This is a genomic window from Deltaproteobacteria bacterium RIFCSPHIGHO2_02_FULL_44_16 (genome assembly GCA_001798185.1).
Classification (GTDB): Bacteria; UBA10199; UBA10199; order 2-02-FULL-44-16; family 2-02-FULL-44-16; genus 2-02-FULL-44-16.
This window is the reverse complement of record MGRM01000014.1, coordinates 43,007-67,322: the sequence shown is the minus strand read 5'-3', so window position 1 is coordinate 67,322 and position 24,316 is coordinate 43,007. Positions and strand designations below refer to the sequence as shown.

Genomic DNA, 24,316 nt, shown 5'->3' with positions numbered 1-24,316 from the left:
TGTCATTCTCGCGAAAGCGGGAATCTCCAATATTTTTTGTGGGATCCCCGTTTTCACGGGGATGACAAATACGAGTTAACTGATATCGAGCGTACTTTCATCGGCAAGATCATCTTGAAGATCATCATCAAGGGAAAGAATAGAGGCAAGCACAACGGTAATATTGTCATCACCGCCACGTTCATTCGCAAGATCGATAAGACGCTTACAAGCATCTTCTAAGGCATTGTTCGCCACCACGTCGCGGATTTCATGAGACTCAATGAGATTGGAAAGTCCATCCGAGCAGAGAAGAAAAATATCTCCAACTTGCACATCACGAACTTCAATATCTGCCACGACGGTCTCTTGAAAACCGACGGAGCGTGTAATCACATTTTTGAGACGATGTTGTTTTGCATCATCCTCAGTTAAAAATCCGGCTCGAAGCTGTTCCCCAACAAGAGAATGATCTTTCGTTATTTGCGCGATCTTGCCGTCACTCACGAGATAGGCCCTTGAGTCACCGACATTCGCAACATAGGCAGCGTTATCGCGAAAAAGAAGCACGACACTTGTCGTCCCCATTCCTTTAAGTTTCAGTTCTTTTGTCGATTCTTCATAGATATGATTACTGGCAATCGAGATCGCATATTGAAGATAACTTTTATAATCAGAAGGTACAATGTCCGCTCCCTCTTCAAGCGTAGTTTCAGGATCTTTTTCTAATTCCACAAGCACTTCTTCGACTGTATGCACGGCAATTTTGCTCGCACGTTCACCCCCCAGATGGCCACCCATTCCATCTGCAACCATGCATAATTTTAACGCAGGATTAATAAGGAAACTGTCTTCGTTCTTCTCACGGCGCTTCCCCACATCCGTAAGACCATAAATTTCGACTTGCATCCCCTCTCCTTCGCCTCGATCAACATGAACGGGAACCCGAACGGACATTATGACATGATAAGTTGAACTACCCGTTTTGCAAAGAAAAAATTCTTTCTCCCTCTTTAAAGTGGTCCTTTAAGGAGTTCTTCAGCATGCCTTCTGGCAATTTCTGTCACTTCGACTCCAGCCAACATACGGGCAATTTCTTCGAGTCGCTCGTGGTTCTCAAGTATCTGCATGTTCGTCACGGTTCTTCCTGAAAGAGCCCTCTTTGCGATACGAAAATGGTGCTGACCCCACGCAGCAACTTGAGGAAGATGTGTAATACAAATCACCTGACGCAATTTTGCGACTTCGCGAAGTTTTTTCCCGATCACTTCAGCAATGGCTCCACCGATCCCAGCATCGACTTCGTCAAAAACAGAAGTGGAAGGAAGAGCTCGATCAGAAAGAATCGTTTTCACGGCAAGCAGAATGCGAGAAAGTTCTCCCCCTGACGCAATTTTTGCAAGTGGACGAAGCGGCTCACCATTATTGGGAGAAAATAAAAACTGAATCTCTTCTGAACCATAAAGATTCCATTCTTTTTCTTCACGAGCGCTAAAAGAAACTTGAAACGTTGCTTTTTTCATTCCGAGTTCGGAAAGTTCTTTGGTGATTTCGGTTGAAAGTTTTACTCCTGCTTTGCGACGTTTTGTCGCCAAAAGTTGCGCTTGTCCTGTCATCTGTTTTTGTGACAGCGCAACTTCCTCTTCTTTTGCTTCGGTCAAGGCTTCCCCTTTTTCTACCAGTTCCAATTCTTCTTCGAGCCGTTTCTGTTTCTGTAAACACGCCTCAATCGAGCCCCCATGCTTCTTTTTGAGGGATCGAAGAAGATGAAGTCGATCTTCAATGGTTTCGAGTCGATCGGGATCGACATCCATCTGTTGTGCATAGCGCTGAAGATCGCGTTCCACTTCACTGATTTCTGTTTCACATCGAACAAGCGTTTCCGAAAAAGGAAGAAGAGTTAAATCAAACTGTGCTGCTTGTTGTAAAAGAGAGGAACTTTTAGTCTCACGATCTCCAAGCAATTGGAGAATCTCTTGCATTTGTACTTTGAGTTTTACTCCATGTTTGGAACGATTCCGTTCTGCTTCTAATTGTTCTTCCTCTTCTTCTTTCAAATGTGCGTCTCGCAACTCTTGATATTGAAAGAGAAGAAAGTCGTATTGTTCTTTGGCTGCTTTTTCTCGCGCTTGCAGCGTTTCCAATTCATGACGCAATCTGTGATAGTGTTGAAACATTTGTTGATATGAACTGACGTCATTCAGAAGATTTCCGTGTTGATCGAGAATCGTCACGTGATGCGATGGATCGAGCAACAGTTGATGTTCATGTTGACTGGAGATATCGACGAGATATGCGCCGACACTTTTTAAAAATTGTTGGGGAACTGGAATTCCGTTGATCGAAATTTTTCCTTTTCCATTTGTCGTTATCGTCCGATGAAGAATAATCTCTTCATCGATATCGATTCCAACTTCTTCAAGCAACCGTTTTACTTCTGTCATCTCTTTTTTGAAAAGAAAACGAGCAGTGACAGAAGCGGAAGTCTCTCCAGAGCGGATGAGATCATTCGAAGCACGAGCGCCAAGAAGAAGATCGAGAGCTTGAAGGATGATCGTCTTTCCGGCTCCTGTTTCACCGGTCATGACGTTGAGACCTGAACCAAACTCCACTTCGAGTTCATCAATGATGGCAAAGTGTTGAATCTGGAGGGAGAGAAGCATGAAGATGATTTACATGCTTGAATAGGGCTTGTCTAGGTGTTGATTAAAAAGTCTCTCGGAGGCGTTGTCTCGCTCGCCCTGAGCTTGTCGAAGGGTGACTCATGCTTCGACTAGCTCAGCATGAACGGGATACGTGCTCTGTTACTTCGTTACTTCCAGGTATGCATGCCTGGTCTCTTCGTCAACGGAGGTCAGAGGTTTAGCAACAAGGTAAACAACGCCGTGACCCATAAGGCCAATGCCAACTCCACCCACAAAGGCGCCAGCAACATACAAACCATAAGCGATGGGAGTAGCCAAAGCTGGTGCGGCCACAACCACCGTTGGGATTTGAGCTGCCTCTGCCACGAAAGAGTTCATAAAACCTATTGCTGCCATCGAGGTTGTTCCGAAAATGAAACCGATACCACTGACTTTATCGATCATCCAGTCCATGCCACGTATCCAACCATCTGCAGTCCATGGGCGCTGTTCTTGATCATAACCAAAGAGTGCAGTGGCGAGATCGTATTCTTCGCCAGAAAGATTTTTCATGAGCAGAGAAAGTGTAACTGGAAGATAAAATCTCTCATCCCAGGAGAAAGCTAATGCGTTTCTGAGATTATCGGGGTCTTCTTGAAGATAAAAATCTGGATCAAGATCGCGCTCAAATCCTGAAGCAAAAGCAAAATTCGGAGTTACCGTACCATACCGATCATAATATTGCTCGTTGAGCTCACCATCGAGACGATCTCGAAGTATTTCGAACACTTGTTGTGTGAGATACTTCCTTCGAAAATCGCTCAAGTTTGGATCATAAATAGTATCGCCTTGAAGTGTTGGCAGAACATAGGTTCCAACACCCTGAGCCAGCCTTCGTAATTCAAATCCTGCTTTAAAAATCCCATCTTCATCAATGTCATAAGATTTCGTCGCATCCAGAAGTGCTGTCGCAAGGTCCCGAAGTTTCTGATAAGGTACAACTTTTTCGGTACATTCGCGTAACGTCCTCACATTCAGTGTATTTTGAGTTAGTTGGCATTTTTCAGACATATCATCTCCTTATCAAGGGCTTTCTCTCTATCGGCCTCTCTCCAAAAAGGTTGCGTCGATCTTTCCTGTGACCAGAAAGTGTCAGACACTTATTGGTCGTCTTTTGTTCATCCTGAGCTTGTCGAAGGATGAGTAAGCCCTTATCTTTCCCCTTGAACTGTGAACGAAAAACATGATTCATGAAGCTATGGCCACTCTTTTTGATCAGATCGCGCGCACTCATGCTCCCCTCGCAGAGCGGATGCGGCCCAAAATACTTGAAGACGTTGTCGGCCAGACGCATCTCATCGGCAAAGGGAAACCTCTTACGTCTCTCATCGAAGCTGACACCCTCCCCTCGATCATCTTCTGGGGACCTCCGGGAACGGGGAAAACCACGCTCGCACGAATTATCGCGCATCACACGAAAGCAAAATTTTTTCAACTCTCTGCAGTTCTTTCTGGCGTCAAAGAACTTCGCGACATTATCGAAGAGGCAAACACAGCCCGAAAATTTAACGGTCAGCGAAGTCTTCTTTTCATTGATGAAATTCATCGCTGGAATAAAGCGCAGCAGGACGCACTTCTGCCGCACGTTGAAGACGGCACGATTACGATCATCGGTTCAACTACGGAAAACCCTTCGTTTGAAGTCATCGGCGCGCTTCTTTCTCGAACCAAAGTTTATGTGATTGAACCTCTCTCACATGGTGATCTCAAAAAAGTTGTGTTGAAAGCCTTACAGGATGAAGAAAAAGGACTTGGGAAATTTCATCTGACTATGAACGATGATGCTCTCAACTTTTTATGCGCAAGCGCTGATGGTGATGCACGTCGGGCGTTGAATACATTGGAAATTGCTGCTGACCTTGTCAAAACACATTTCAAAACAGATGGCGTACGGGTGGCACCGACGTCGGATCCCAGGGGCGCCCCGCGCCAGCGGGGAGGTGAAACGACGGAGGTGACAGGACCCGTATCTGCGGATCGTTTTGAAATTGGTTTTTGCATAAACCTGAACCATGTCGAAGCAGCGCTGCAGAAAAAAAGTCTGTTTTACGACAAAAAAGGAGAAGAACATTACAATGTCATCAGCGCATTCATCAAAAGTATGCGCGGTTCTGATCCTGACGCTGCTATCTACTATCTCGCACGCATGTTAGAGGCCGGCGAAGAGCCTCTCTTTTGCGCTCGCCGCATGGTGATCTTTGCATCAGAAGATATCGGCAACGCTGATTCGCAAGCAGTGCAAGTGGCGATCAGCTGCATGCAAGCGTTTGATTTTGTCGGCATGCCTGAAGGATGGATTCCGCTCGCGCAGTGCGCGACCTATCTCGCAAGCGCTCCCAAATCGAATGCGAGTTATATGGCATACAAGAAAGCAAAAACAGATATAGAAAAGCACGGAGTGCTGCAAACACCAAAACATATTCGCAACGCTCCGACAAAACTCATGAAGGAACTCGATTACGGCAAGAATTACAAATACGCACATGACTATGAAGAAAATTTTGTTATCGGTGAAAAATATCTTCCTGAAAAACTGCAAGGGACCATTTATTATGAACCGACCGAAAACGGGGAAGAAAAAGAAATCTCTGAACGATTAAAGAAGTGGCGCACATCTTCTAAGAAATAATTTTAAAACATTTCATTGATACGGGTCCTGCCGCCTGCGGTGTTCCGGCCCTCCCACTTATCGCGGGAGACCCTCCCGGAAGCACCTCCGGCGTCACCCGAATCTTGATCTGTTTTAAAATTATTTCTTAGGCAAGAAAGATTGCACATAAACCAATAATCCAACAGTAGATCGCAAACCAGGAAAACTGACCTTTCTTGATGATCGTCATCAACCACTTGATGCAGCCGATCGCGACAATGAATGAAACGACAGTTCCGATCAATGTCGCGAGCAGATTTTCTGAAGAAAAATATCGAAGATTGTCAAGACTCAAAAGTGTCGCTCCTCCCAAAGCTGGAATCGCAAGTAAAAAAGAGAAACGAGCCGCAAATTCACGATCGAAACGAAGAAGAAGTGCCGCTGCAATGGTAGTCCCCGAACGGGAAATAGCCGGAATGATCGCTATTGCTTGAGCAACGCCGATGATGAGTGCATGCATCGATCGCATATGCGTCGCTGTGAGCACAGAGAAACGGGCATATCGTGTCGACCACAAAATAAAACCGGTGATGATAAACTGCACACCCGTCGAAAACGTATCGGTCATCATCTCTTCAAAAAAATCTTTGAACGCAAGTCCGATCACTACGGCAGGGAGCGTCGCCAAAAAAAGATACCAGAGTAATTTTCTTGACGGCACGCTCTGCGGATTTTCTGAATTTTTTTGGAAAGCTCCTTGTATGAGTGTCTTCAGATCTTTTCGAAAGAGAAGGAGGAGCGCCAAAAGCGTTCCAAAATGAAGCGCAATATCAAATGCAAGGAGTGCTTCTTTTTCGAGATCAACCCCCAAAAGATTTTGGGCTAATACCAAATGACCGCTACTGGAAATGGGGAGAAACTCGGTGGCGCCTTGAATAATCCCAAGAATGATCGCGTGGAGAATCGAGATATGATGCATAGTGATGCGGGGCGGACGGGGATCGAACCCGCGACCTCATGCGTGACAGGCATGCGTTCTAACCAGCTGAACTACCGCCCCAAAATTGGATGTAGCAAATTTTACCGAACGACGAAGAACGTCAATAAAAATCGACTTATTCGTTCATGTTTTTCGTTCTGTGGGCGCTGCAGGATTTGAACCTGCGACCCTCTGCGTGTAAAGCAGACGCTCTGCCGCTGAGCTAAGCGCCCCAAGCACACAACCTATAAAGAAGACTGAAAGCGCTTAAAACATTCTGGAGGAGCTATCAAGGAGATTTCAGAGCTTTGTACAAATACTTGCAGACGCATACGGCGATCATGTACATCACGATCCATGCCGAGAAACAATATTGAAGATTTTCCATCTGCATGAATCATCGTCAATTTACATCGCAGCTTCTAAAATGGTTTGAAACCAATGGTCGTAATCTTCCGTGGCGCAAGACACGTGATCCCTACAAGATTTGGGTTTCTGAAATGATGCTCCAACAAACCCAAGTTGATCGGGTCATCGATTATTATCAGCGTTTCTTTCAAAAATTCCCCGATATCAAAACACTTGCCAAAGCAAGGTGGCCACAAGTCCTCTCGGCATGGCGCGGTCTCGGATACTACCGTCGTGCACGTAATATGTTGCGAGCAGCAAAGGTTATTGTTCAACAATATAAAGGAATCTTTCCCGAAAAGGTCGAAGACCTTGAAGCACTTCCAGGAATTGGTCCTTACACTGCCCGTGCAATTGCAGTTTTTGCATATGAACAAGATGTGCTCGTGCTTGACACCAATACCAGTCGGGTTCTCTCGCGTGTGTTTGGGATTACCGGAAAGAATCTTCTCAAAGAAGTGGCTGAGCATGCTGCTGATTTTGTGCCGAAGAAAAAATCTTGGGCCTTTCATCAAGCCATGATGGATTTTGGATCAGCTGTTTGTACTGCGAAAGATCCGACATGTTTGATCTGTCCGATGAGACCCTTATGCTCGTATTCAACCTTATCGAGAACGGATTTCAAAACGCTACAAATTGGTTCCAGGGCCCGTCACCTCGGTCGTTCCACATCCCCGCTGGCGCGGGGCGCCCCTGGGATCCGACCTCGGCGACACCCGTATCCCATCAGTTTTGAAACCCGTTCTCGTACACCATCAATCGAAATCGCGGCAGCGATCATTCACAAAAATGGAAACATTCTCATCACACGCCGTCCCGAAGGAAAACATCTTGAGGGCTATTGGGAATTCCCTGGTGGCAAACGACAAGGAAAAGAGTCGTGGCGTGATTGCATCAAGCGAGAAATAAAAGAGGAGTTAGGAATTGAAGTAGCTGTGCGGCCTCACGATTGGACAGCTGATTACACCTATGAAGATCGACAGGTTCATATCCGATTTCATCGCTGCTCGATTCTTAAGGGAAAACCAAAATCGCAAGAGGCACAGCAAATGAAATGGATTAAGCCACAAGAGCTGACCCAATATACATTTCCCCCTGCAAACAAAGAAGTGATTGCAAAACTTGTCAAAGCCCGCTTTGTAGACCCCCAAGCATGAAGAAACCTCTTCTCATTTTTGATTTCGATGGCGTCATCGCAGACTCTCTGAACCTCTATCAGCAGCTTGTCTACGATCGCCTCATCGCACTCGAATATAATTTTCTTCAATCTCCTGAAGATTTACAGGCTCTTTTTGAAACGAATGTTATTTATGGATTTCAAAAACGAGGTGTTCATCAACATCATATTAACGAGATTCTTCTTGAATTGGACAAGGCAAGTGAGACGAATCACATCTCTCTCTTTGAGGGAATTCCTGAATTTTTTCAAAACATTGAACTGAAAACAACAAATTCCATTGTTTCGTCCAATACCACGTTGACGATCAACAGAATATTGACGTCACATTCGCTGACTTCTCATTTCACCGATATTCTTGGAGGAGATGGGGCTACAAATAAAGTTGACCGCATTCACTTCCTGCTTGAAAAATCTTCTCTCGAAAAAAATCGAACATTTTACATCGGGGATACGATTGGAGACATGAAAGAAGCCAAACTCGCAGGTATCACCGCTATCGGAGTAACCTGGGGACTTCACAGTGAACAAAAGTTACGGGACGCACGAGCAGATTATATTCTCCATTCACCAAAACACCTAGCTGATTTTATTCATACACTTTAATCAAAAACCATTTCTCAACAGCGCGCGAGGTTGAAGCTTTCGCAGGGTATCTCGAAATAATTTTCACAAACGGGGTTAAATTTAAAATTGTTGAGAGCTAAGCGAACGTTGCGGGTCGACCCGCAACGGAGCGGCCCGAGAAAGTTCAGCCGAAGCAGCTGTTGAGAATTCGAATTATTATTGGTCATCATCTTCTGTGTCTTTGGGATCTGAGGTTTTTTCACCCTCAATGCGATATTCATCACTTGCCCATTTCCCAAGATCGAGCAGCTTACAACGCTCCGAGCAAAAGGGACGATAAAGATTCTCTTCCCACACTGTCGCTCCTCCACAGTAAGGGCATTTTATTTTGGTGAGTTTCTTCATACGGAGATGAAATGCTATTGCAGCAAAAAAGTCCAGTTGGTATACGCTCTGACAGTTCTGCGGGCGTGGTTCAATGGTAGAATGTGAGCTTCCCAAGCTTGAGACGTGGGTTCGATTCCCATCGCCCGCTCAAGAAAATTCACCAGTTCTTCATTCATTTTCAATCTTTAAGAAAAGCAACAATTTCAAAGAAGGAACGATAAAAATTCTATGGATATCTTCCTTACCAATAAAGACGTGGCTGATTCCTGGTATCAAGCTTTGCGTGGAATCAAACCCAACAAAATCGACGGCCAAGGTTACGTGAAGATCAATCGACCTTCAGGTGATTTTTACCTCGATGCCGATCAAGTAATCCGAGCATTGACACAATTAACCAAAATCGATTCACTTGATGGAAATAATGGACAGATTGGCCTTTTACCGCGCACTCAAGCTGGTGAAATTGAATACCCCATCGTTTCAGTTGCGAAAGCAGAATTGTCAGCTCAGGCTCAAAGCAATTACGATCGGATAAAAACTCTTTCTTCCTCTGATCGATTATTTTTTAAATTGGATCAAAAAGAGGTCATGAGATCCGGCCGAACACCGTCCCCTCCTTCTTCTCAAGACTTTCTGGAGTTGGCAGCCATCGTAGCTACTGATGATAGATGGGGGAGCGAGGTTTTTTCTCGTACAGGTCGGGAGTGTTCTGAACCAGAACTTCCTTGTTTCTACGGACTCCTTTGTGAAACCGCCGCTGCTTTAGTGACATTTGGAAAAAAAGGAAAGACTGTCTATCTCTGTCTTGGATATAGAATTTCAGATCAGACTGATGATGCGACTCTTCCACGACAATGGCAGATGCTCGTGCGGCATGAACGAGGTCATGATCTCCAGCAAAAAATTGCTCAAAAATGGGGGGCATCGAGCTATACAGATGCAATGATGAAGAGTCCCAAAGGCGGCATTCTTCTCAAAGAAATACTTGCTGCAGCAAAGAGTGAGAGGGAACAAAAAATTATCAAACAATATACGAGAGAAGCCTGCGATGGCATTTTTTATCAGATAGCAGCATCATCTGAAGTGAAGAGAGGTTACGCCAATGGTCTTCGTCGACATCTCAAGGATCTTCTTCCCGATGGTGTCGCTCCCGATAAAGTGAGGGAAAACGTTGAACTAAAAATCCCCAATCGCGAAGAGAGGTTGCCAAAACTTACAGCTCTTATCTTTCTTGCACGCGCTATGAGCGTGAAAGAAGCTGGCCAGGCAGAAAAAACTTTAAAGCAGCTCTTTCCAAACGATGGACCATTGATTGAGAAGTATTTTTCTCTCTTTCGACAATCAGAAAGGTTCTTTCAATCTGAAATCTCCTATCTTAAAAAAATCAATCCAAATTTTTTTGAGAAAATTTAATTGGGTTCTCCACACTGGTTTCGAAAGAGACACGCACCTGAACAACATACTTTTCCTTCTTCACAAGGAGTAAAATCTGCTTTGTAAGAGCTGACAACTTTATTGAGAGCATTGCAGCTCTTTGTAACACATGGATTTGGTGGCAATTTTTTTAACTGCTCAAAACAAGAAGCATCCACGACCGGTGGTTTTGGAGGAGGCCAGTTAACCGTGCCACCCTGCACGCATTGTCCTCGCTGACAAATCCCCTGCCTTACAAGCCCTGTAAAAGGATCAGCAGGAAGAGGGCAACTCGTTCCATCAGCCGGACGCGTTTGAGGACGATTTCTGCATTGGCCATTCGAACAAGCGCTCGTTCCATCGCAGATGTTACTGTCTGAACAAGTTTGACCGTTGAAGGGAATGGGATCATGGAGAATAGAGCCGTCCAAGAAAATACAGGAGTCCTGTGTACAGGAATTGTTATCATCAATCTGGATGTTTTGCTGTGCACAATAATTACATTTGAGAATACTAAAAATACCAGCACCATAAAAAATATTGTCCTTATCAAATTCTATATCTGAAAGACTAATGGGGTAACCGGCTGCATCGTTTGTGATGAGATAAGAACGAATAATTCCTGCTTGATCAATTTTTCTCAGTTTGTTCTGTCGCGCTGCGAGCGGTCCCGGCTCAATAAAATAGAGATTTCCATGGAGATCGAGTGCCAATCCATTCAAGCCCGAGAGAAAGCGCGTATCAATCGAAATTTGGGCGCTCGTTGCGAGACCACCGTCCCCAGATGAACCTCGTATACCAGTTCCTGCCACAACCGTAACATTTCCGTTCGTATCAATTTTATAAATTCTGTCGCGTAACGCGTGACCGAGGCGCGATGTTTCACCGAGATAATAGAGATTTCCATTGTTGTCGGTTTTGAGTCGGAATGGGCAATCGTCAGGAAGTGGTATTAATGTAATGTGGCCACTGGTATCTACTTTGATAATATTTTGGGACCTTTCAATGCGGCAAGTTTCATTGTCTCCAAGTGCGACATAGAGGTTGCCTTGTCGGTCCAATGTGATTGCTGTAAGCCCAGACATGCGATTCTGATAGTTTTGCAAAGTCACCCCGAGCTTGATGGAAGTGGCTAAAAGTCCATTTTGTGGTTCAACCCCTTGGTTCCCATTCCCTGCAACAGTGGTGATGATACCATTCAGATCGACTTTGCGAATCCGGCCATTTTTACTATCTGCAATATAAACATTTCCCTGAAGGTCGGTCGCGATATCTACCGGCTCATCGAGCTGTGCCTGCGTTGCCGCTCCTCCGTCTCCAAAGAATCCGAAAACTCCAGTCCCTGCAAAGGTTGAAATATTTCCATTGCGATCAACTTTTCGCACCTTATGCTCACTGATAATGTAGGCATTCCCTGCAGAATCGAACGTGAATTCAACTGGCCTTGAGAGCGACGCCGCTGTTGCCGCTCCTCCATCGCCAGTATTTCCCACGCCGCCATTGCCCGCAAAAGGTGTCAGAGGACAAGGAAACGCAGTTTGGGCAAAAACTTCGGAAAAAGAGAAAAGGAAGACAAAAATAAAAAAGGCAAATCGAAAAATGGATTTTGAACCCATAAATAAATCTCCTTTTCAGAATCACCGGTTGTCATCGTAATATTTTTGAGGAAACAAGTAAAGTCGCGGACACACCAGTGCGCGGACACACCAGATGGAGCAAGAGTTAAGATGGCCAATATCGGTTCATCCAATCTTCTACAACCTCACAAAATTTCTTTGGCTCTTCGAGATGTGGGAAGTGGCCACTGTTTTCGAGCATGACAAATTCAGCGTTTGGCATTTTTTCGGCAAGCTCTTGTGAATATGATGGAGCAACAACTCGATCATGTTTTCCGGTGATGACAAGGGTTGGCATTGTAAGTTTTGGTAAATGCTCTCGCGCAGAAAAGTATGGCAATATCTTCTTCTTCGTCTCTTCAAAAAGGCGAGCATTATAATGTATGTTGTCAAACACCACTAATGCCGATTTCTGTGCCTCTGGCATCACGGAAAAGGGAATATAACGAAGTGACATTTTTTTATAATCTTCGTCCGTCCGATCACTCGCAATATATTCCTGAAGACCAGCAAGAGCATCGGGATATGCTTTGATCGCTTGTTCGCTCTCTTTGACAAAACTTTTATCAGCTGCTGTGGACTCGAGAATAAGTCCCATTACATTGTGAGGAAAATGTATCGCATAGGAAAGGCTGAAAAGTCCTCCTGCAGAATGACCCAGAAGTAATATTTTTTCATGCCCACTCTCTCGTCGAAGTTTTTCAATGCCATTCACAATATTTTCAAGTGTATATTCCGGAGCATCCCGATCATGCTCCAAAAAGAAAAGCCGCAGGCTTTTTTCAAGAGGTTGCAAAAAAGGATCAAAGTAAGAGGAGTCAAATCCAGGACCACCATGCAGCAAAAAGCATGGAGGGCCTTCCCCTCTTTTTTTGACAACGTGCATGGACATTAGACTCTTTGGCGGCGCATTTTGAAACCTTCGCCAAGCACTTCATGGACAGGCATAATAATCACAAACGCTTTCGGATCGATGCGCTTTACAATGGTAATGAGATCATGAATCTCTTTACGAGGCATGACCGTAAAAAGAACGCCACGATCTTCTTGCGTATAAAAACCTCGGCCACTCAGTGTTGTCACTCCTCTCCCCATTTCATAGACAATCATGTCAGCGATTTCGATATTGCGTGATGAAATGATGTAAGCACCGCGCGCATATTCAAATCCTTCAACAATAAAATCGATGACAAGAGAAGAGGTGTACACGGCAACATAGCCATAGAGCGCAAGATCAGCGCTTTTAAAAATAATTCCCGCAGCGGCAATGACTCCACTGTTGATCACAAAAATCGCAGCGCCTTGTTTGAGATTAGTATAACGAGAAATAACACGAGCAAGCGTATTCGAACCGGAGGTCCCCCCTCCCATGCGAATGATAAGTCCAAGCCCGACACCTAAAACAACTCCCCCAAAAACAGGAGCTAACACCGCATCGCGAATCGGCATCTGAAGATGCCACACTTCATGGAAAAGATCGGTACAAAACGAAATAACAGCGGAGGCATAAATACTTTTCATCGTAAAATCGACTCCGAGCGTTTTGAGTCCCAGCAAAAAAATAACCATGTTGATGGTGAACATGGTAACGCCAACCGGGAAATGAGTCAGAAAATGAATGATAATTGCAGCACCCGTGACGCCACCTGGTGCCACTTGATAGGGAAGAAGAAAAAGAACGACTGCAAGAGCAAAGATCACACTGCCAAAGGTGATCACTGCATATTCAAAAAAAATCTCTCGCTTACTCCGCGCAAGCAATCTCTCTTTTTCAAAAGCATCGATCATAAAGGAAATAGTTGCTCTTCCACATGAGACTGAAGATAACATCGCTCCCACGCATCAAGCGAAAGAGAATGCCCTGTTGTTTTCTCGAGATATTCATCCCAACGATACAATTGACCTTGCGCTAAAAAATCGGTCATGAGCCACGTTCCGAGTTCTTTTTGATGATAGTAACTTGCCGTTTGCGGATCTTGATCAATACGACGAGAAAAGAGTTCCGCAAATTCTGCATTCGCAATATGTCCAATCGCATAATAGGGATAATAAAGCGGTGGAACATTGGGAATATGATATTTTGCAAGCGCATCTGGATTTTTCCAGCCCTGTGGGCGTTTCAGGAACTGGTATCTCTCTTTACATTCCCACCAGAGATATCCGATATCCTGCGAAGGATCTGCATAAAAACGTGCTTCAAAAGCATGCATGACACACGCAAAACGAAGAAATACCAGTTCTTCTACATATTGACGAAGTTTCACTTGCTGTATGATCTCATTCGCTTCTTTCCGACTCACCCCAAAACTCATCAGCCATTCAGGAGTGCGTGTTTGACTCTCAAAAAGAATGGAATTCGCTTCTGTCAGAAGTGGGAGTTCCTTTAAGGAAACCGGCAGTTTTTTATTCTGAAGCACTGCTTCATAATGAATGTCATGCGCGAGTTCATGAAATAAAACTGCTACATCGCGAGCGCTTGGAGATTTTGGAGGATGCGGGAGATTCATTAAAAGCACTGAGGAACCAGGTTCGCGCTTGAGCATCGTTGCAAAAGCGTGTGGATTTTTCCCCTCTTTGGGAAAAAGGCTTGAACGCTTGATGATCGAAGCAACATCGATTCCCATACTTGCAAAAAAATCGGACGTCTTTGCCACGACCACATGAGAATCTTTTCCTTTATACACATCATCAAGATGTAATTTTTCAAAGACAGCAGAAGGAACATCCTGAAAATATTGATTTTGATAGTGCCACGGGAAAAGCTCATTAGTTTTTATGTTATATCGCTTTGCTAATTTTGGATCGAGAAATTTCGTTTTTAACTTTTGGAATGGCTGCGTCGTCTTTTTTTCAAGATCATCATAAAAACGATTGATCTGTTTCAAATCAAGTTCAGTCGCGACGGCAGAAAGTTCAATAAAATTTGAAAACCCGAGATCTCGAGCAATTTCGTTGCGAAGTGAAACCACTTGACGATAATCTTCTTCGAGAACTTCACCCACACGAGTCTGTTCTTTCCACACTTTTTCAAGATAAAGAGAATCGGTGTTTTCAACCAGAATGCGCGAAACTTCGTCAGGCCCAAGTCTCTTTCCTTCAACGGTGGGACGATAATCATTCGCAAGTTCCCGCAAACGTCCTTCAAGTATTGTGAGCTTTTCGAGTTTTGTGGGATCAACCTGATTGGGGAGATATCGCAAATATGCCAGCTCTATTTCTCGTCGGAGCTTGCGCTCTCTTATATTGGTTCTTCCTTCATAGAACTGACGAAACTCTGAAAAATATTTTTTATCGCTGTGGAGTTTTCGTAACTGAAATTCAGCTTCGGTGGTTTGCTGTGAAAGTTCTTTATCCCCTGAAACGGCATAGGCATACCATTTCTGACTCATCTCCTCTTCGAGAGGAAGAAATAAAGCAAGATACGAGTCGAGAAGTTTATGAGCCTCTTGCTCAGACATACTCACCAACCCTAAACCCATTCGTATTCAACAAGATCACTGTCATCAAAGAAATAAGAAATTTCAAACGTTGCGGTATCGGAAGCATCAGAACCGTGAACTGCATTGCGTTCAATATTGGTTCCGAAATCACCACGAATGGTCCCTTCTTGAGCTTCTTCTGGATTTGTAGCTCCCATGACAGTTCGCCATGTGGAAATCGCTTTCTCACCTTCGAGAACAAGAGCGATAGAAGGACCAGACGCCATATACGTGGTTAATGCATTAAAAAAAGGTTTGGTTTTATGAACAGCATAAAATCCTTCTACACGTTGTTTCGAAAGATGATGCATTTTCAAACCGACAATTTTGAGATTCGCATCTTCGATGCGCTTTATAATTTCGGCAATAACTCCCTTTTCGACTGCATCTGGCTTAATCATGGCTAACGTACGTTCGGCCTTCATGGACATCTCCTTTGTTCAAGATTTTTTTTTGTCGTAGCGGATCTTTTTTCCTTTGTCGAGGATTAATCCTTCCCTAAGGGCGTGATGCGAGCACGCTTGGCCAAGCGTTTGAGACGTTCTTCGATCACCGCTGGGTCAGGATAGAGATCGCGAGCAAGAAGCAGAACACGATAGGCATCCCCGAGATACCCTTGCACTTCGAGGGTATGTGAAAGTTTGAGATAAACTTCTCCAGAAAGTGTTGAAAGCGGATAGCGTCTTAAAAATTCTTCATAAATATTTTGTGCTTCATGATATCGATCTTGCAGATAAAAAGTTTCTCCTAAATCAAAAAATGCTTGTTCCAGAAGATTTTTTGGAAAATCAGGATCAAAAAGTATTGTTTTCAACTCTAACCGCGCTTGTTCATATTGATCCGCCATGATAAAACCTTCCGCAATACGAAGCCGATAGAGCGGCGCTTCAGCATCGCTTCCATAATATTTCAGAAGTTGAGTATATTCTTCGAGATATTCTTGAATAAGCCCAAGACGTTCGAAAAGAGCTGCGCGTCGTTTTCTCGCCTCTTTCCCAAAATTCCCCAAAGGATTTTTTTCGACCACTTGTTGATAACGCTTCAGAGCTTCTTCATCATGAAGACGAAGCTCTAAAAGTTCGGCTGATTGCATGAGCCAAGCCACAGATTCAGGATGCTCCTCATAATCTTGAGCAAGATTGTGGTAGCGAGATGCCGCTTTTTCAAAATCTCCAGAAGCGACAGAAAGCTCTGCTTCTTTGATATGACGTTCGATACTTTTACTTTGACATGAAAAAAGAAAGAAGCAGAAAAGAAAATACTTCATCTCTTATTCTGATGCCTCATCTTCATCGTCTTCTGCGAGCGTTGCCACAGAAACCACTTTTTCATTTTGATCAACGTTGATGAGTCGCACTCCCTGTGTTGCACGTCCGATCACGGAAATCTCTTTACAACGACTGCGAATCACTTTTCCGCCATCAGTCACAAGCATAATATCATCATTCTCTGTCACCTGCTTCACACCGATGACAAGTCCCGTACGATCAGTCACTTTGAGATTAATAATTCCTGAACCACCGCGCGATTGCACGCGATAATCGTTAATCTCACTTCGTTTGCCGTATCCTCTTTCTGCAACCGTGAGCATTGTTGCCTTTGAAGAGAGAACTTCCATGCCAATCACTTCATCTTTTTTCTTTAAGGTAATACCGCGTACGCCACGAGCGCTTCTTCCCATGGGCCGAACATCGGCTTCAGGGAAACGAATCGCTTGGCCATTTTTCGTCGCAAGGAAAATTTCCTGGGAACCATCTGTTAAATGACACGTAATGAGCTCATCTCCCTCATCAATCGTACACGCGATAATTCCACCGGCGCGTGGATTGGAATAAGCCATCAGATCGGTCTTTTTAATCACGCCCTTTTTGGTTGCCATAATGATATGCTGCCCTTCTTCAAATGCTCGAACTGGAAGGATAGCGGCAATACGCTCGCCGCCTGACATATTCACGAGATTCGTAATGGACTGACCACGGGCAACTCGTCCTACTTGAGGAATTTGATGAACTTTCAACCAATAAACTTTTCCGGAAGAAGAAAAAATAAGAACAGAATTATGGGTTGAAGCCACAAAAAGTTCTTCGACAAAATCCTCTTCTCGTGTGGTCATCCCCTTCTTTCCCTTTCCACCCCGACGCTGCGCACGATAGAGAGAGATCGGATTTCGTTTAATGTAACCGTGATGCGAAACGGTAACCACCATCTCTTCTTCTTGAATCAGATCTTCCACCGAAAGATCTTCAACTTTATCTTGAATCACGGTTCTGCGTTCATCTCCAAATTTTTTCTTCGTTTCAGTAAGCTCTTCAGAGATAATGCTCATCACTAATTTTTCACTTCCCAAAATCTCTTTGAGTTTCTTCATAAGCGCTTGCATTTCATTATATTCGGCGATGATTTTCTCGCGTTCAAGACCGGTCAGTCGCTGTAAACGCATCTCCAACACCGCTTGCGCTTGAATCTCACTCAGTTGAAAAGCTTTGATAAGAGCAACTTTGGCAATGGCTGGTTCTTTCGATTTCTTGATAAGAGCAATCACCTCATCAATATTTTCAACGGCAATTTTAAGGCCCGCTAAAATATGGGCGCGCTCTTCTGCTTTTCGAAGTTCATACGCTGTGCGACGAATCACGACTTCTTTACGGTGATCGACAAAATAGGTCAGCATCTCACGAAGGTTCAGCACTTTTGGCTGACCGTTCACGATCGAGAGCATGATCACACCGAATGAACTCTGCATAGCCGTGTGCGTGTAGAGCTGATTAAGCACAACAGCAGCAACGGTTCCTCGTTTGAGTTCGATGACAATGCGCATGCCATCGCGATCGGATTCATCGCGAAGATCGCTGATCCCTTCAATCTTTCCATCACGCACAAGTTCCGCAATGCGTTCCACGAGCTTTGCTTTATTCACTTGAAACGGAATTTCCGTCACCACGATGCATTCACGGTCTCCCTTGGCCATCGATTCAATCACGGCACGCGCGCGCATGCGCACCATGCCACGACCGGTATCATACGCCGATCGAATCCCTTCACGACCATGAATAAAACCTCCGGTCGGGAAGTCGGGTCCTGGAATTAACTTGTTGAGCTCTTTGGTCGTCACATTCGGATTCTGAATGACCGCCAGACAACCATCGATAATTTCACCTAAATTATGCGGTGGAATCTTCGTGGCCATACCGACGGCAATGCCGTCCGAGCCGTTCATGAGCAGGTTTGGAATTTTGCTCGGAAGAACAGTAGGTTCTTCAGTGGTACCATCAAAATTAGGAGAAAAATCGACCGTCTCTTTATCAATGTCTGCCAAAAGCTCTTCAGCTATAGCGCGGAGCCTCGCCTCTGTATAACGATAGGCCGCCGCAGAGTCACCGTCTATCGAGTTGTGCACAAAAACACCGGCATCGAGTGCAAAATTATGCGTCTCATCTACCGTTAAATCATAAACATCTGCTCGTCCCGCAGGTTCCACCACAACAACCTTATGATTAAGATATGCGGACCGACCTGTCTGAACGCACTGCTCTTTTCGGATGCCACAAGCCTCCTGAAGAATCTCCCAGTCCTCGTTACAGTAACGTTCAAATCCTTGCTCAAATCTCACCACACCGCGAGCTTTCTTTGAAGACCGAACTCGCTCATAACTCTCAGCATTGAGTCCTTTTGGAGATTCCATGGCTTCAATACAAATCGAAAAAAAACGCGCACGCGTGGTCACGTGACCGTTTGATGAAAAGTGACCTTCAAATTTTTCGCAATAGTTTGGATCTTTCCATTGAAGAACACTTTGTGTTGAACGTGCCTTTCTATATTGGACGTCCTGCCATTGAGTTTTAGACCATTGGCTTGTCATTTTCTTCATCTCTGGCGTTCGCATTCGACGACGAGAGAGATCCTGCATTCTTTTGCGATGCGCGGGACTTGCCCAGAGAGCCTTGGAAATCTCCTTCATGCGATCTCGTTGTGTCGCAATATAGTTAGGATCTTGCCACATTGCTTTGAGCCATTCTCTTTGAGCTTGTGTGATAACCTCTTTCTGTTTCTCGGTTCCATAAAGGAGGACGTTTTTTTGCATCGCTGCTTTTAAGATTCGTTCTCGAAATTCTGGGTTCTTCCACAGTTCTTCCTTTGCTTTCTGTTGTTTCGACTGAAACGCTGGATCTTTCCATCGGCGCCGATTTTCGTTCCCAATTGCAGCAATTGTTTTCTCTCTGAACTTCGGATCTTTCCACAATTTTGCTAAGACTTTCGTCATTTTGTTTCGGAATTGTGGATCCTCCCAAAGTTTCTTGAGATATTTCATATGCAGGCGACGGTGGTCTGCCCATGACATCCTGATGATATTGCGAGGATCGTTATTCCATTTATGAAAATCTTTGTGGTGACGAACACGACCTGCGTTTCTGAAATAAATACCTGCCTTGAGGTTGTACGCATCGGCTAAACGATGTGCAAAAATCCATTGATGATGAGATGGATTATAGACTTCTTCGTATTCGTTCAAGTTCGCATCGCTTCCACTATAGGGTCTGCTGTAGAATGGCATTAACGCATCGTTTGGCTTCAAATCACGAGCTTCTCGATAGGTGTTGTCACGAAGTAAAAAACGATGATCCGGTGTACAACGAATTTTTTCTCCGTTGTCGAGTGTCACGCAGACGATCGGAGTGTTTATTTTGGTTAAGCGCGGAGCTTGAATTGGGACCATAGCAATGGCTCCATTATTACCGATGGTATAGGTAAAATGAGATATCCCTTCAGCTTCATCTCTTACCAACTCCTCAAAAGATTTTGAACTTCCATCAGCTAATCGGACACGCGTATCTCCCGTAAAACAACCGAAATTCCCCTGTCCATCGATTAAGGGATAACGCAAATTCCAATCTTGAGCCATGCGAACGAGGGTATCGTAGACAGCAGTATCACCATGCGGATGGTATTTTTTCAGCACTTCACCGACCACACCGGCGCATTTACTAAATTTTTTATTGGAAAGGAGACCTTCACGAAACATCGCATAAAGAATGCGGCGATGGACTGGCTTCAGACCGTCGCGCACATCAGGAAGGGCCCGACCAATGATCACGCTCATGGCGTAGTCAAGGTACGAACCTTTCATTTCCTCTTCGATATTAATTGGAATTACTTCTGCAGAATGGCTGGCCATGATGGTGACTCCTTAAAAGCATAGAGAACTTATTTCAAAATTGGTGATGATTGTGGGTGGCATCAGCGTCCGGATCCCAGGGGTGCCCCGCGTCAGCGGGGAGGTGGAACGGCGCTGGTGACAGGACCCGCGAACAGCAAACATTTTGAAATAAGTTCTCATCAGTTGATTTGGCATTATCGAGATGCAACTTTAAAAGTCAACGTGATTTGCCATGATGAGATCGTGGCAAGTGACGACAAAATCATCTTTTGCGCCACCATTTTGTTTGACAATAAAAATATCATCACATAGATTGCAGAAATCAAAAACAGGAAATACGCATCACCCAAGCATTGCACAAAGACTGTTTTTTGAAATCCAATCTGAAAGGGGGTGACTTCAATGACAAAAGCAGAATTAATCAACACAATCTCGAAGGATTGCAAGATTTCGAAGGCTCAGGCCGAGAAAGCTCTGAACGCTGTGACGAATAATGTCGCCAAATGTTTGCGTAAAAACGACAAGATTACACTCACGGGTTTTGGAACGTTCTACGTCTCCCGTCGAAAAGCGCGAACTGGTCGTAATCCGCAGACCGGCGCTGTTATCAACATCAAGGCACGTCGCGTTCCGCGTTTCAAGCCAGGTAAGCAATTGAAGACATGGGTTTGCTAATATTTTTTTAAAATTTGGAAAATCAAAAACGGCGCGACCACACTAAGGAACGCGCCTTTTTTGTTTATCACGTCGTCGCTCCCCATAATTCTGGGGAGCGACGACGGATTCACTTTATTTTGTAAGATTAAAAAACTGAATGTTTAACTGATACACTTCGTCGGTATTTTTTTCTTCCGCAAGCAGAGAGCCCATCTTCTTTCTAAATTCTTGAATCATGGTTTTCATTTCTGGGATACGTTTTTTTGAAACGGCAAAGGTCAGCGCATTGATCTCTCTTCTCTCAGGAGACGTCCCTTCAATCGACTCCAAAGCTTTGGTAATCATCGCTCGATGATAATTGGCAACAGCCAAAGAGAGAATGTCATCACCGCTATCAATGAATCGGTCTTGTTGTGTCAACTTCCCAGATTTATCTCGAACAATAAATCCTAACTCCTGCAATAAAGTGAGCGATGTTGCGGCCTCTTGAGGACTCAGAGGATGAAGTTGTTGCGCAATCCACGCAGGATCTTCTTGAAATTCAGAAAGCAACACCAGTTCACGAATGGCAGCATGATACCACTGAGAAAAATATTCATAATGAACCTTCTCAATCTTCCGAATCGCCAAATACTGTTTTTGCGCTGAGAGTCGAGCATAATACGTATTGCGCTCTTCGTCGGTACGACTCTGATTGAAATGGACCAAATTTTCAAAAAATTCAGCTTCGGCTTTATTGAGCTTCAGAAAGCGAGAAATTTTCAGAATACTTTCGTGACTTAAATTTCGCTTCCCTTGCATAATGAGCTGAAGAAAGTTTGGAGAAGAAAACCCAGCTCGCTTTGCCATAAAACGAAAAGAATAATGTGTATTCCGAACCTTCTGCTCTTCATACACATCCTTTAAATAGAGACGATAATCGTGGTACTGAAAAATATCCGGCATAAAACCTCGATGTCATCCTGAACGAAGTAAAGGATATCCAGTTTTGCATGTCATCCCTGCGAAAGCAGGGATCTCCTGAGATTCCCGCTTTCGCGGGAATGACAATATTTTTTTGTATTCCGATAGTATACTCAAAAGTTTCATTTTTAAATATATATTCTATAACTAATTGTAATTATTCATTAAATTTTTAAAGTCGTATTCAATAAGAATACGAAATTTATCCTATTCTAGCAACTCGGAATACTCTTCGGTCGATACTTTTGTTAGCATGATCAAAAAACAAAGGAGCAGACAATGAAAAAACTTCACGCAAAACAAATCGTTATGATGTTCGCATTTATGATCTCCATGGGATGCAACGTTGGAGAAGATGTCCAAGTCGATCCTGATATCGATCTGGATAAAGAAGCAAAACAATGTACGCTCAACTCTGAATGCGAAGAGGATCAATTTTGTAGTGAGAACAACCAATGCGAGCACTTTGTTTGTACCATGGAATACAGAGAATGCCCTGATGGCACAGGAGCTTTAACTCAGCCCCATTCTTGTCTGCAATATTGTCCAGGTGAAGAACCTCGTCATGACGATTTTTGTGTTTCTGACGATGAGTGCAAGAAAGGTTATATTTGTGAATATAGAGATATCGCCTTTCAAGAAAAACTAAGCTTGAAACCAGGTATCTGCATTCCCATTCATCACGATGACTTTTGTCAATCAGACGAAGAATGCGCAGAAGGTTATTTTTGTGAAATGGTCATTGGCACCGTTGATGCCGAAGGAAAGCCCATACCATCCAAAATACCCGGGATGTGTCGTCAATCCTGTCTTGTATTACCAATTGGAGAGGGACATTTTTGCGAAGCAGACAAAGACTGTAATGAAGGTGCTTTTTGTAAGAAAGAGAATGGCGTCGGACTTTGTACGATTCCTCTGTCCGACTAGGGCGTGTCGGAAATTTGAGAAGAATACGCAATTTAATAAGAAACCTGAGCTGATTACAAAAAGGATATAAAGATGACCACAATACGAAACACATCATCACTGGAGTCGCTCTTTACTGCTCTTAGCCAAGTTTTAAATTATGGTTCTGCAGGAACTCATGCTCAGGCAGAAAAAATTGCTCATGAGTTGGATCAGATCCGACATCAATTTGGTATCGCTGCAAATGATGAAACTTTTTCATTCATCTTGGATGAAGTCGCAGCTTATCAGCCCAATAGCTGCAAAGATCCCGAAGCCCTGATTTCTTTGCTCATTCAAAAAATAGAAGTGCGCTTACAAGATCAGCAGTCGCGAACAGCTGGTCCAAAAAACAATGCCTCACTCTATTCAGATGCTGACAACAATGTGATACGCGGCCTCGCACGTATTCGATATGGAATTGTTCAACCTGAAAACCCTGAAGTCGGTCCGGTCTTTAAAAGAAATAATGTGGGCGGTTTCACTTCCAAACCAACAATGCACATTCTTTTTTGTTCTGAAAATCCTTTAGGAGAAATTTCCCTTTCAAATGGCAAAACCTATCCTTCGCGAAAAGGCGTTTCGTTTTCTCTTGATGAAAGTGCGTGGAGAGAAGTTTTCCCTAACATGCCATATCAAGATGGCCATTTTGCCTTTCGATTTGGTAATATTCTTGCGCTTGGAGGCCCTTCGTTGGAAATCAGAACTCAAAAGGAATGCCCATCTCAGAAGTTTGCTCGTACTTCGACACCGACAATCGATGATAAAGCTTCTCTCATAAATGTTGATACTCTGGTCCCTCAAAGTTTTCATGAAGCCCTGGCAAGAGCACGTGAGCAGAATAAATATCTCTCTGAGCTCCTTACTGCTCAAGAAATGATACGGCTTTTAAGAGATGCTGGAATTAACTATTCATACGCTGGCGATGTCTTAAGCGTTGAAGATGAAGTATGGCTTCCAAATATCAAGGAAGCTGTTGTTCCCCTTTTTCATTATGACGAAAATAACAATTTTAGTTCCTTGGAAGTTCAAATTTCCAAAGAGGATTTGTTAGCGAGTTTAAGTGAAACCGATCAGCAAAAATTAAGCCTCCTTTCAAATTCGCTCAGCATTACCTATGATCCAACAACGAGAAACATTATCATCAGTGGAATGGAAGACGCTATTCCCCTCCAATTAAGCGATGGTTCATTTCAAATAGGCATAGGTCTTATGTCTTTAGAAAGCCGGCTTCGCTTAATGGTTCTCAATCTTGTTGGCGGTTCTTTTATTCCTCTCACCAAAGTATTGAGAATGCAGCAAGAGCAAAATCGCTAA

General features: G+C 44.0%; 22 protein-coding genes and 3 tRNA genes. 7 read left to right on the top strand and 18 right to left on the bottom strand.

Annotated elements, in window-relative coordinates:
* Positions 1-75: 75 nt before the first annotated feature.
* From A3C46_07010 to A3C46_06995, 4 genes are all read right to left on the bottom strand, one after another.
* The gene (locus A3C46_07010) at positions 76-888 is read right to left on the bottom strand and encodes a hypothetical protein (GenBank protein OGQ22295.1); all 813 of its coding nucleotides are present in this window, start codon (positions 886-888) and stop codon (positions 76-78) included.
* Between the two features lie 104 nt (positions 889-992).
* Complete coding sequence (locus A3C46_07005; protein ID OGQ22294.1) at positions 993-2,642, bottom strand: DNA repair protein RecN; 1,650 nt, start codon at positions 2,640-2,642, stop codon at positions 993-995.
* A gap of 141 nt (positions 2,643-2,783) precedes the next feature.
* Positions 2,784-3,674 (bottom strand): hypothetical protein, encoded by an 891-nt coding sequence (locus A3C46_07000; protein ID OGQ22293.1) that lies wholly within the window; start codon positions 3,672-3,674, stop codon positions 2,784-2,786.
* 1 nt (position 3,675) lies between these two features.
* Entirely contained in the window at positions 3,676-3,855 is a 180-nt protein-coding gene (locus A3C46_06995; GenBank protein ID OGQ22292.1) for a hypothetical protein, read from the bottom strand.
* Between the two features lie 6 nt (positions 3,856-3,861).
* Between A3C46_06995 and A3C46_06990 the strand changes: the two genes are divergently transcribed.
* On the top strand, positions 3,862-5,292 hold the full coding sequence (locus tag A3C46_06990; GenBank protein ID OGQ22305.1) for an AAA family ATPase: 1,431 nt from the start codon (positions 3,862-3,864) through the stop codon (positions 5,290-5,292).
* A gap of 127 nt (positions 5,293-5,419) precedes the next feature.
* Here A3C46_06990 and A3C46_06985 read toward each other — a convergent pair whose 3' ends face one another.
* The 3 genes from A3C46_06985 to A3C46_06975 form a co-directional block, all read right to left on the bottom strand.
* Positions 5,420-6,232, bottom strand: a complete 813-nt coding sequence (locus A3C46_06985) for a hypothetical protein (GenBank protein OGQ22291.1) — start codon at positions 6,230-6,232, stop codon at positions 5,420-5,422.
* Positions 6,233-6,239: 7 nt separating this feature from the next.
* Positions 6,240-6,313, bottom strand: a tRNA-Asp gene (locus A3C46_06980).
* Positions 6,314-6,393: 80 nt separating this feature from the next.
* Positions 6,394-6,465: transfer RNA gene (locus tag A3C46_06975), tRNA-Val, on the bottom strand.
* Positions 6,466-6,624: 159 nt separating this feature from the next.
* On the opposite strand from A3C46_06975, the gene A3C46_06970 reads away from it, so the two are divergent.
* Positions 6,625-7,797: a hypothetical protein gene (locus tag A3C46_06970; GenBank protein OGQ22290.1), complete on the top strand. Its 1,173-nt coding sequence runs from the start codon at positions 6,625-6,627 to the stop codon at positions 7,795-7,797.
* Positions 7,794-8,423 (top strand): hypothetical protein, encoded by a 630-nt coding sequence (locus A3C46_06965; protein ID OGQ22289.1) that lies wholly within the window; start codon positions 7,794-7,796, stop codon positions 8,421-8,423. The genes A3C46_06970 and A3C46_06965 overlap by 4 nt, the downstream gene beginning before the upstream one ends.
* Before the next feature lie 177 nt (positions 8,424-8,600).
* Here A3C46_06965 and A3C46_06960 read toward each other — a convergent pair whose 3' ends face one another.
* A complete protein-coding gene (locus A3C46_06960; GenBank protein OGQ22288.1) occupies positions 8,601-8,789 on the bottom strand; it encodes a DNA gyrase inhibitor YacG in 189 nt (62 codons plus the stop codon).
* A gap of 59 nt (positions 8,790-8,848) precedes the next feature.
* On the opposite strand from A3C46_06960, the gene A3C46_06955 reads away from it, so the two are divergent.
* A tRNA-Gly gene (locus tag A3C46_06955) sits at positions 8,849-8,922 on the top strand.
* Positions 8,923-8,999: 77 nt separating this feature from the next.
* Positions 9,000-10,184: a hypothetical protein gene (locus A3C46_06950; GenBank protein OGQ22287.1), complete on the top strand. Its 1,185-nt coding sequence runs from the start codon at positions 9,000-9,002 to the stop codon at positions 10,182-10,184.
* Here A3C46_06950 and A3C46_06945 read toward each other — a convergent pair.
* The 10 genes from A3C46_06945 to A3C46_06900 form a co-directional block, all read right to left on the bottom strand.
* Complete coding sequence (locus A3C46_06945) at positions 10,181-11,800, bottom strand: hypothetical protein (GenBank protein ID OGQ22286.1); 1,620 nt, start codon at positions 11,798-11,800, stop codon at positions 10,181-10,183. The two genes, A3C46_06950 and A3C46_06945, sit on opposite strands and share 4 nt — an antisense overlap.
* 106 nt (positions 11,801-11,906) lie before the next feature.
* Positions 11,907-12,692 carry a hypothetical protein gene (locus tag A3C46_06940; protein OGQ22285.1) on the bottom strand — a complete coding sequence of 262 codons (786 nt, stop codon included), beginning with the start codon at positions 12,690-12,692 and terminating at the stop codon, positions 11,907-11,909.
* Positions 12,692-13,588, bottom strand: a complete 897-nt coding sequence (locus A3C46_06935) for a hypothetical protein (GenBank protein OGQ22284.1) — start codon at positions 13,586-13,588, stop codon at positions 12,692-12,694. The genes A3C46_06940 and A3C46_06935 overlap by 1 nt, the downstream gene beginning before the upstream one ends.
* On the bottom strand, positions 13,585-15,258 hold the full coding sequence (locus tag A3C46_06930) for a hypothetical protein (protein OGQ22283.1): 1,674 nt from the start codon (positions 15,256-15,258) through the stop codon (positions 13,585-13,587). The genes A3C46_06935 and A3C46_06930 overlap by 4 nt, the downstream gene beginning before the upstream one ends.
* An 11-nt stretch (positions 15,259-15,269) precedes the next feature.
* Complete coding sequence (locus tag A3C46_06925) at positions 15,270-15,704, bottom strand: nucleoside-diphosphate kinase (GenBank protein ID OGQ22282.1); 435 nt, start codon at positions 15,702-15,704, stop codon at positions 15,270-15,272.
* A gap of 62 nt (positions 15,705-15,766) precedes the next feature.
* A complete protein-coding gene (locus A3C46_06920) occupies positions 15,767-16,546 on the bottom strand; it encodes a hypothetical protein (protein OGQ22281.1) in 780 nt (259 codons plus the stop codon).
* Between the two features lie 3 nt (positions 16,547-16,549).
* Positions 16,550-20,452, bottom strand: coding sequence for a hypothetical protein (locus A3C46_06915; protein OGQ22280.1), 3,903 nt, complete (start codon positions 20,450-20,452; stop codon positions 16,550-16,552).
* A gap of 176 nt (positions 20,453-20,628) precedes the next feature.
* On the bottom strand, positions 20,629-20,862 hold the full coding sequence (locus A3C46_06910) for a hypothetical protein (GenBank protein ID OGQ22279.1): 234 nt from the start codon (positions 20,860-20,862) through the stop codon (positions 20,629-20,631).
* On the bottom strand, positions 20,852-21,088 hold the full coding sequence (locus A3C46_06905; protein OGQ22278.1) for a hypothetical protein: 237 nt from the start codon (positions 21,086-21,088) through the stop codon (positions 20,852-20,854). The genes A3C46_06910 and A3C46_06905 overlap by 11 nt, the downstream gene beginning before the upstream one ends.
* A gap of 135 nt (positions 21,089-21,223) precedes the next feature.
* Positions 21,224-22,036 (bottom strand): hypothetical protein, encoded by an 813-nt coding sequence (locus A3C46_06900; GenBank protein OGQ22277.1) that lies wholly within the window; start codon positions 22,034-22,036, stop codon positions 21,224-21,226.
* 297 nt (positions 22,037-22,333) lie between these two features.
* On the opposite strand from A3C46_06900, the gene A3C46_06895 reads away from it, so the two are divergent.
* Both A3C46_06895 and A3C46_06890 read left to right on the top strand, forming a co-directional pair.
* On the top strand, positions 22,334-22,981 hold the full coding sequence (locus A3C46_06895; GenBank protein ID OGQ22276.1) for a hypothetical protein: 648 nt from the start codon (positions 22,334-22,336) through the stop codon (positions 22,979-22,981).
* A 72-nt stretch (positions 22,982-23,053) separates the two neighbouring features.
* Positions 23,054-24,316, top strand: a complete 1,263-nt coding sequence (locus A3C46_06890) for a hypothetical protein (GenBank protein ID OGQ22275.1) — start codon at positions 23,054-23,056, stop codon at positions 24,314-24,316.

What these genes read in the sequence shown, in the direction of transcription:
- A3C46_06960 (OGQ22288.1), bottom strand. Translation starts at nt 8,789, where the DNA reads ATGAAGAAACTCACCAAAATAAAATGCCCTTACTGTGGAGGAGCGACA.
- A3C46_06920 (OGQ22281.1), bottom strand. Translation starts at nt 16,546, where the DNA reads ATGAAGTATTTTCTTTTCTGCTTCTTTCTTTTTTCATGTCAAAGTAAA.
- A3C46_06895 (OGQ22276.1), top strand. Translation starts at nt 22,334, where the DNA reads ATGAAAAAACTTCACGCAAAACAAATCGTTATGATGTTCGCATTTATG.
- A3C46_06950 (OGQ22287.1), top strand. Translation starts at nt 9,000, where the DNA reads ATGGATATCTTCCTTACCAATAAAGACGTGGCTGATTCCTGGTATCAA.
- A3C46_06940 (OGQ22285.1), bottom strand. Translation starts at nt 12,692, where the DNA reads ATGTCCATGCACGTTGTCAAAAAAAGAGGGGAAGGCCCTCCATGCTTT.
- A3C46_06915 (OGQ22280.1), bottom strand. Translation starts at nt 20,452, where the DNA reads ATGGCCAGCCATTCTGCAGAAGTAATTCCAATTAATATCGAAGAGGAA.
- A3C46_06925 (OGQ22282.1), bottom strand. Translation starts at nt 15,704, where the DNA reads ATGAAGGCCGAACGTACGTTAGCCATGATTAAGCCAGATGCAGTCGAA.
- A3C46_07005 (OGQ22294.1), bottom strand. Translation starts at nt 2,642, where the DNA reads ATGCTTCTCTCCCTCCAGATTCAACACTTTGCCATCATTGATGAACTC.
- A3C46_06990 (OGQ22305.1), top strand. Translation starts at nt 3,862, where the DNA reads ATGGCCACTCTTTTTGATCAGATCGCGCGCACTCATGCTCCCCTCGCA.
- A3C46_06945 (OGQ22286.1), bottom strand. Translation starts at nt 11,800, where the DNA reads ATGGGTTCAAAATCCATTTTTCGATTTGCCTTTTTTATTTTTGTCTTC.
- A3C46_07000 (OGQ22293.1), bottom strand. Translation starts at nt 3,674, where the DNA reads ATGTCTGAAAAATGCCAACTAACTCAAAATACACTGAATGTGAGGACG.
- A3C46_06970 (OGQ22290.1), top strand. Translation starts at nt 6,625, where the DNA reads ATGAATCATCGTCAATTTACATCGCAGCTTCTAAAATGGTTTGAAACC.
- A3C46_06930 (OGQ22283.1), bottom strand. Translation starts at nt 15,258, where the DNA reads ATGTCTGAGCAAGAGGCTCATAAACTTCTCGACTCGTATCTTGCTTTA.
- A3C46_07010 (OGQ22295.1), bottom strand. Translation starts at nt 888, where the DNA reads ATGCAAGTCGAAATTTATGGTCTTACGGATGTGGGGAAGCGCCGTGAG.
- A3C46_06965 (OGQ22289.1), top strand. Translation starts at nt 7,794, where the DNA reads ATGAAGAAACCTCTTCTCATTTTTGATTTCGATGGCGTCATCGCAGAC.
- A3C46_06995 (OGQ22292.1), bottom strand. Translation starts at nt 3,855, where the DNA reads ATGAATCATGTTTTTCGTTCACAGTTCAAGGGGAAAGATAAGGGCTTA.
- A3C46_06985 (OGQ22291.1), bottom strand. Translation starts at nt 6,232, where the DNA reads ATGCATCATATCTCGATTCTCCACGCGATCATTCTTGGGATTATTCAA.
- A3C46_06935 (OGQ22284.1), bottom strand. Translation starts at nt 13,588, where the DNA reads ATGATCGATGCTTTTGAAAAAGAGAGATTGCTTGCGCGGAGTAAGCGA.
- A3C46_06890 (OGQ22275.1), top strand. Translation starts at nt 23,054, where the DNA reads ATGACCACAATACGAAACACATCATCACTGGAGTCGCTCTTTACTGCT.
- A3C46_06900 (OGQ22277.1), bottom strand. Translation starts at nt 22,036, where the DNA reads ATGCCGGATATTTTTCAGTACCACGATTATCGTCTCTATTTAAAGGAT.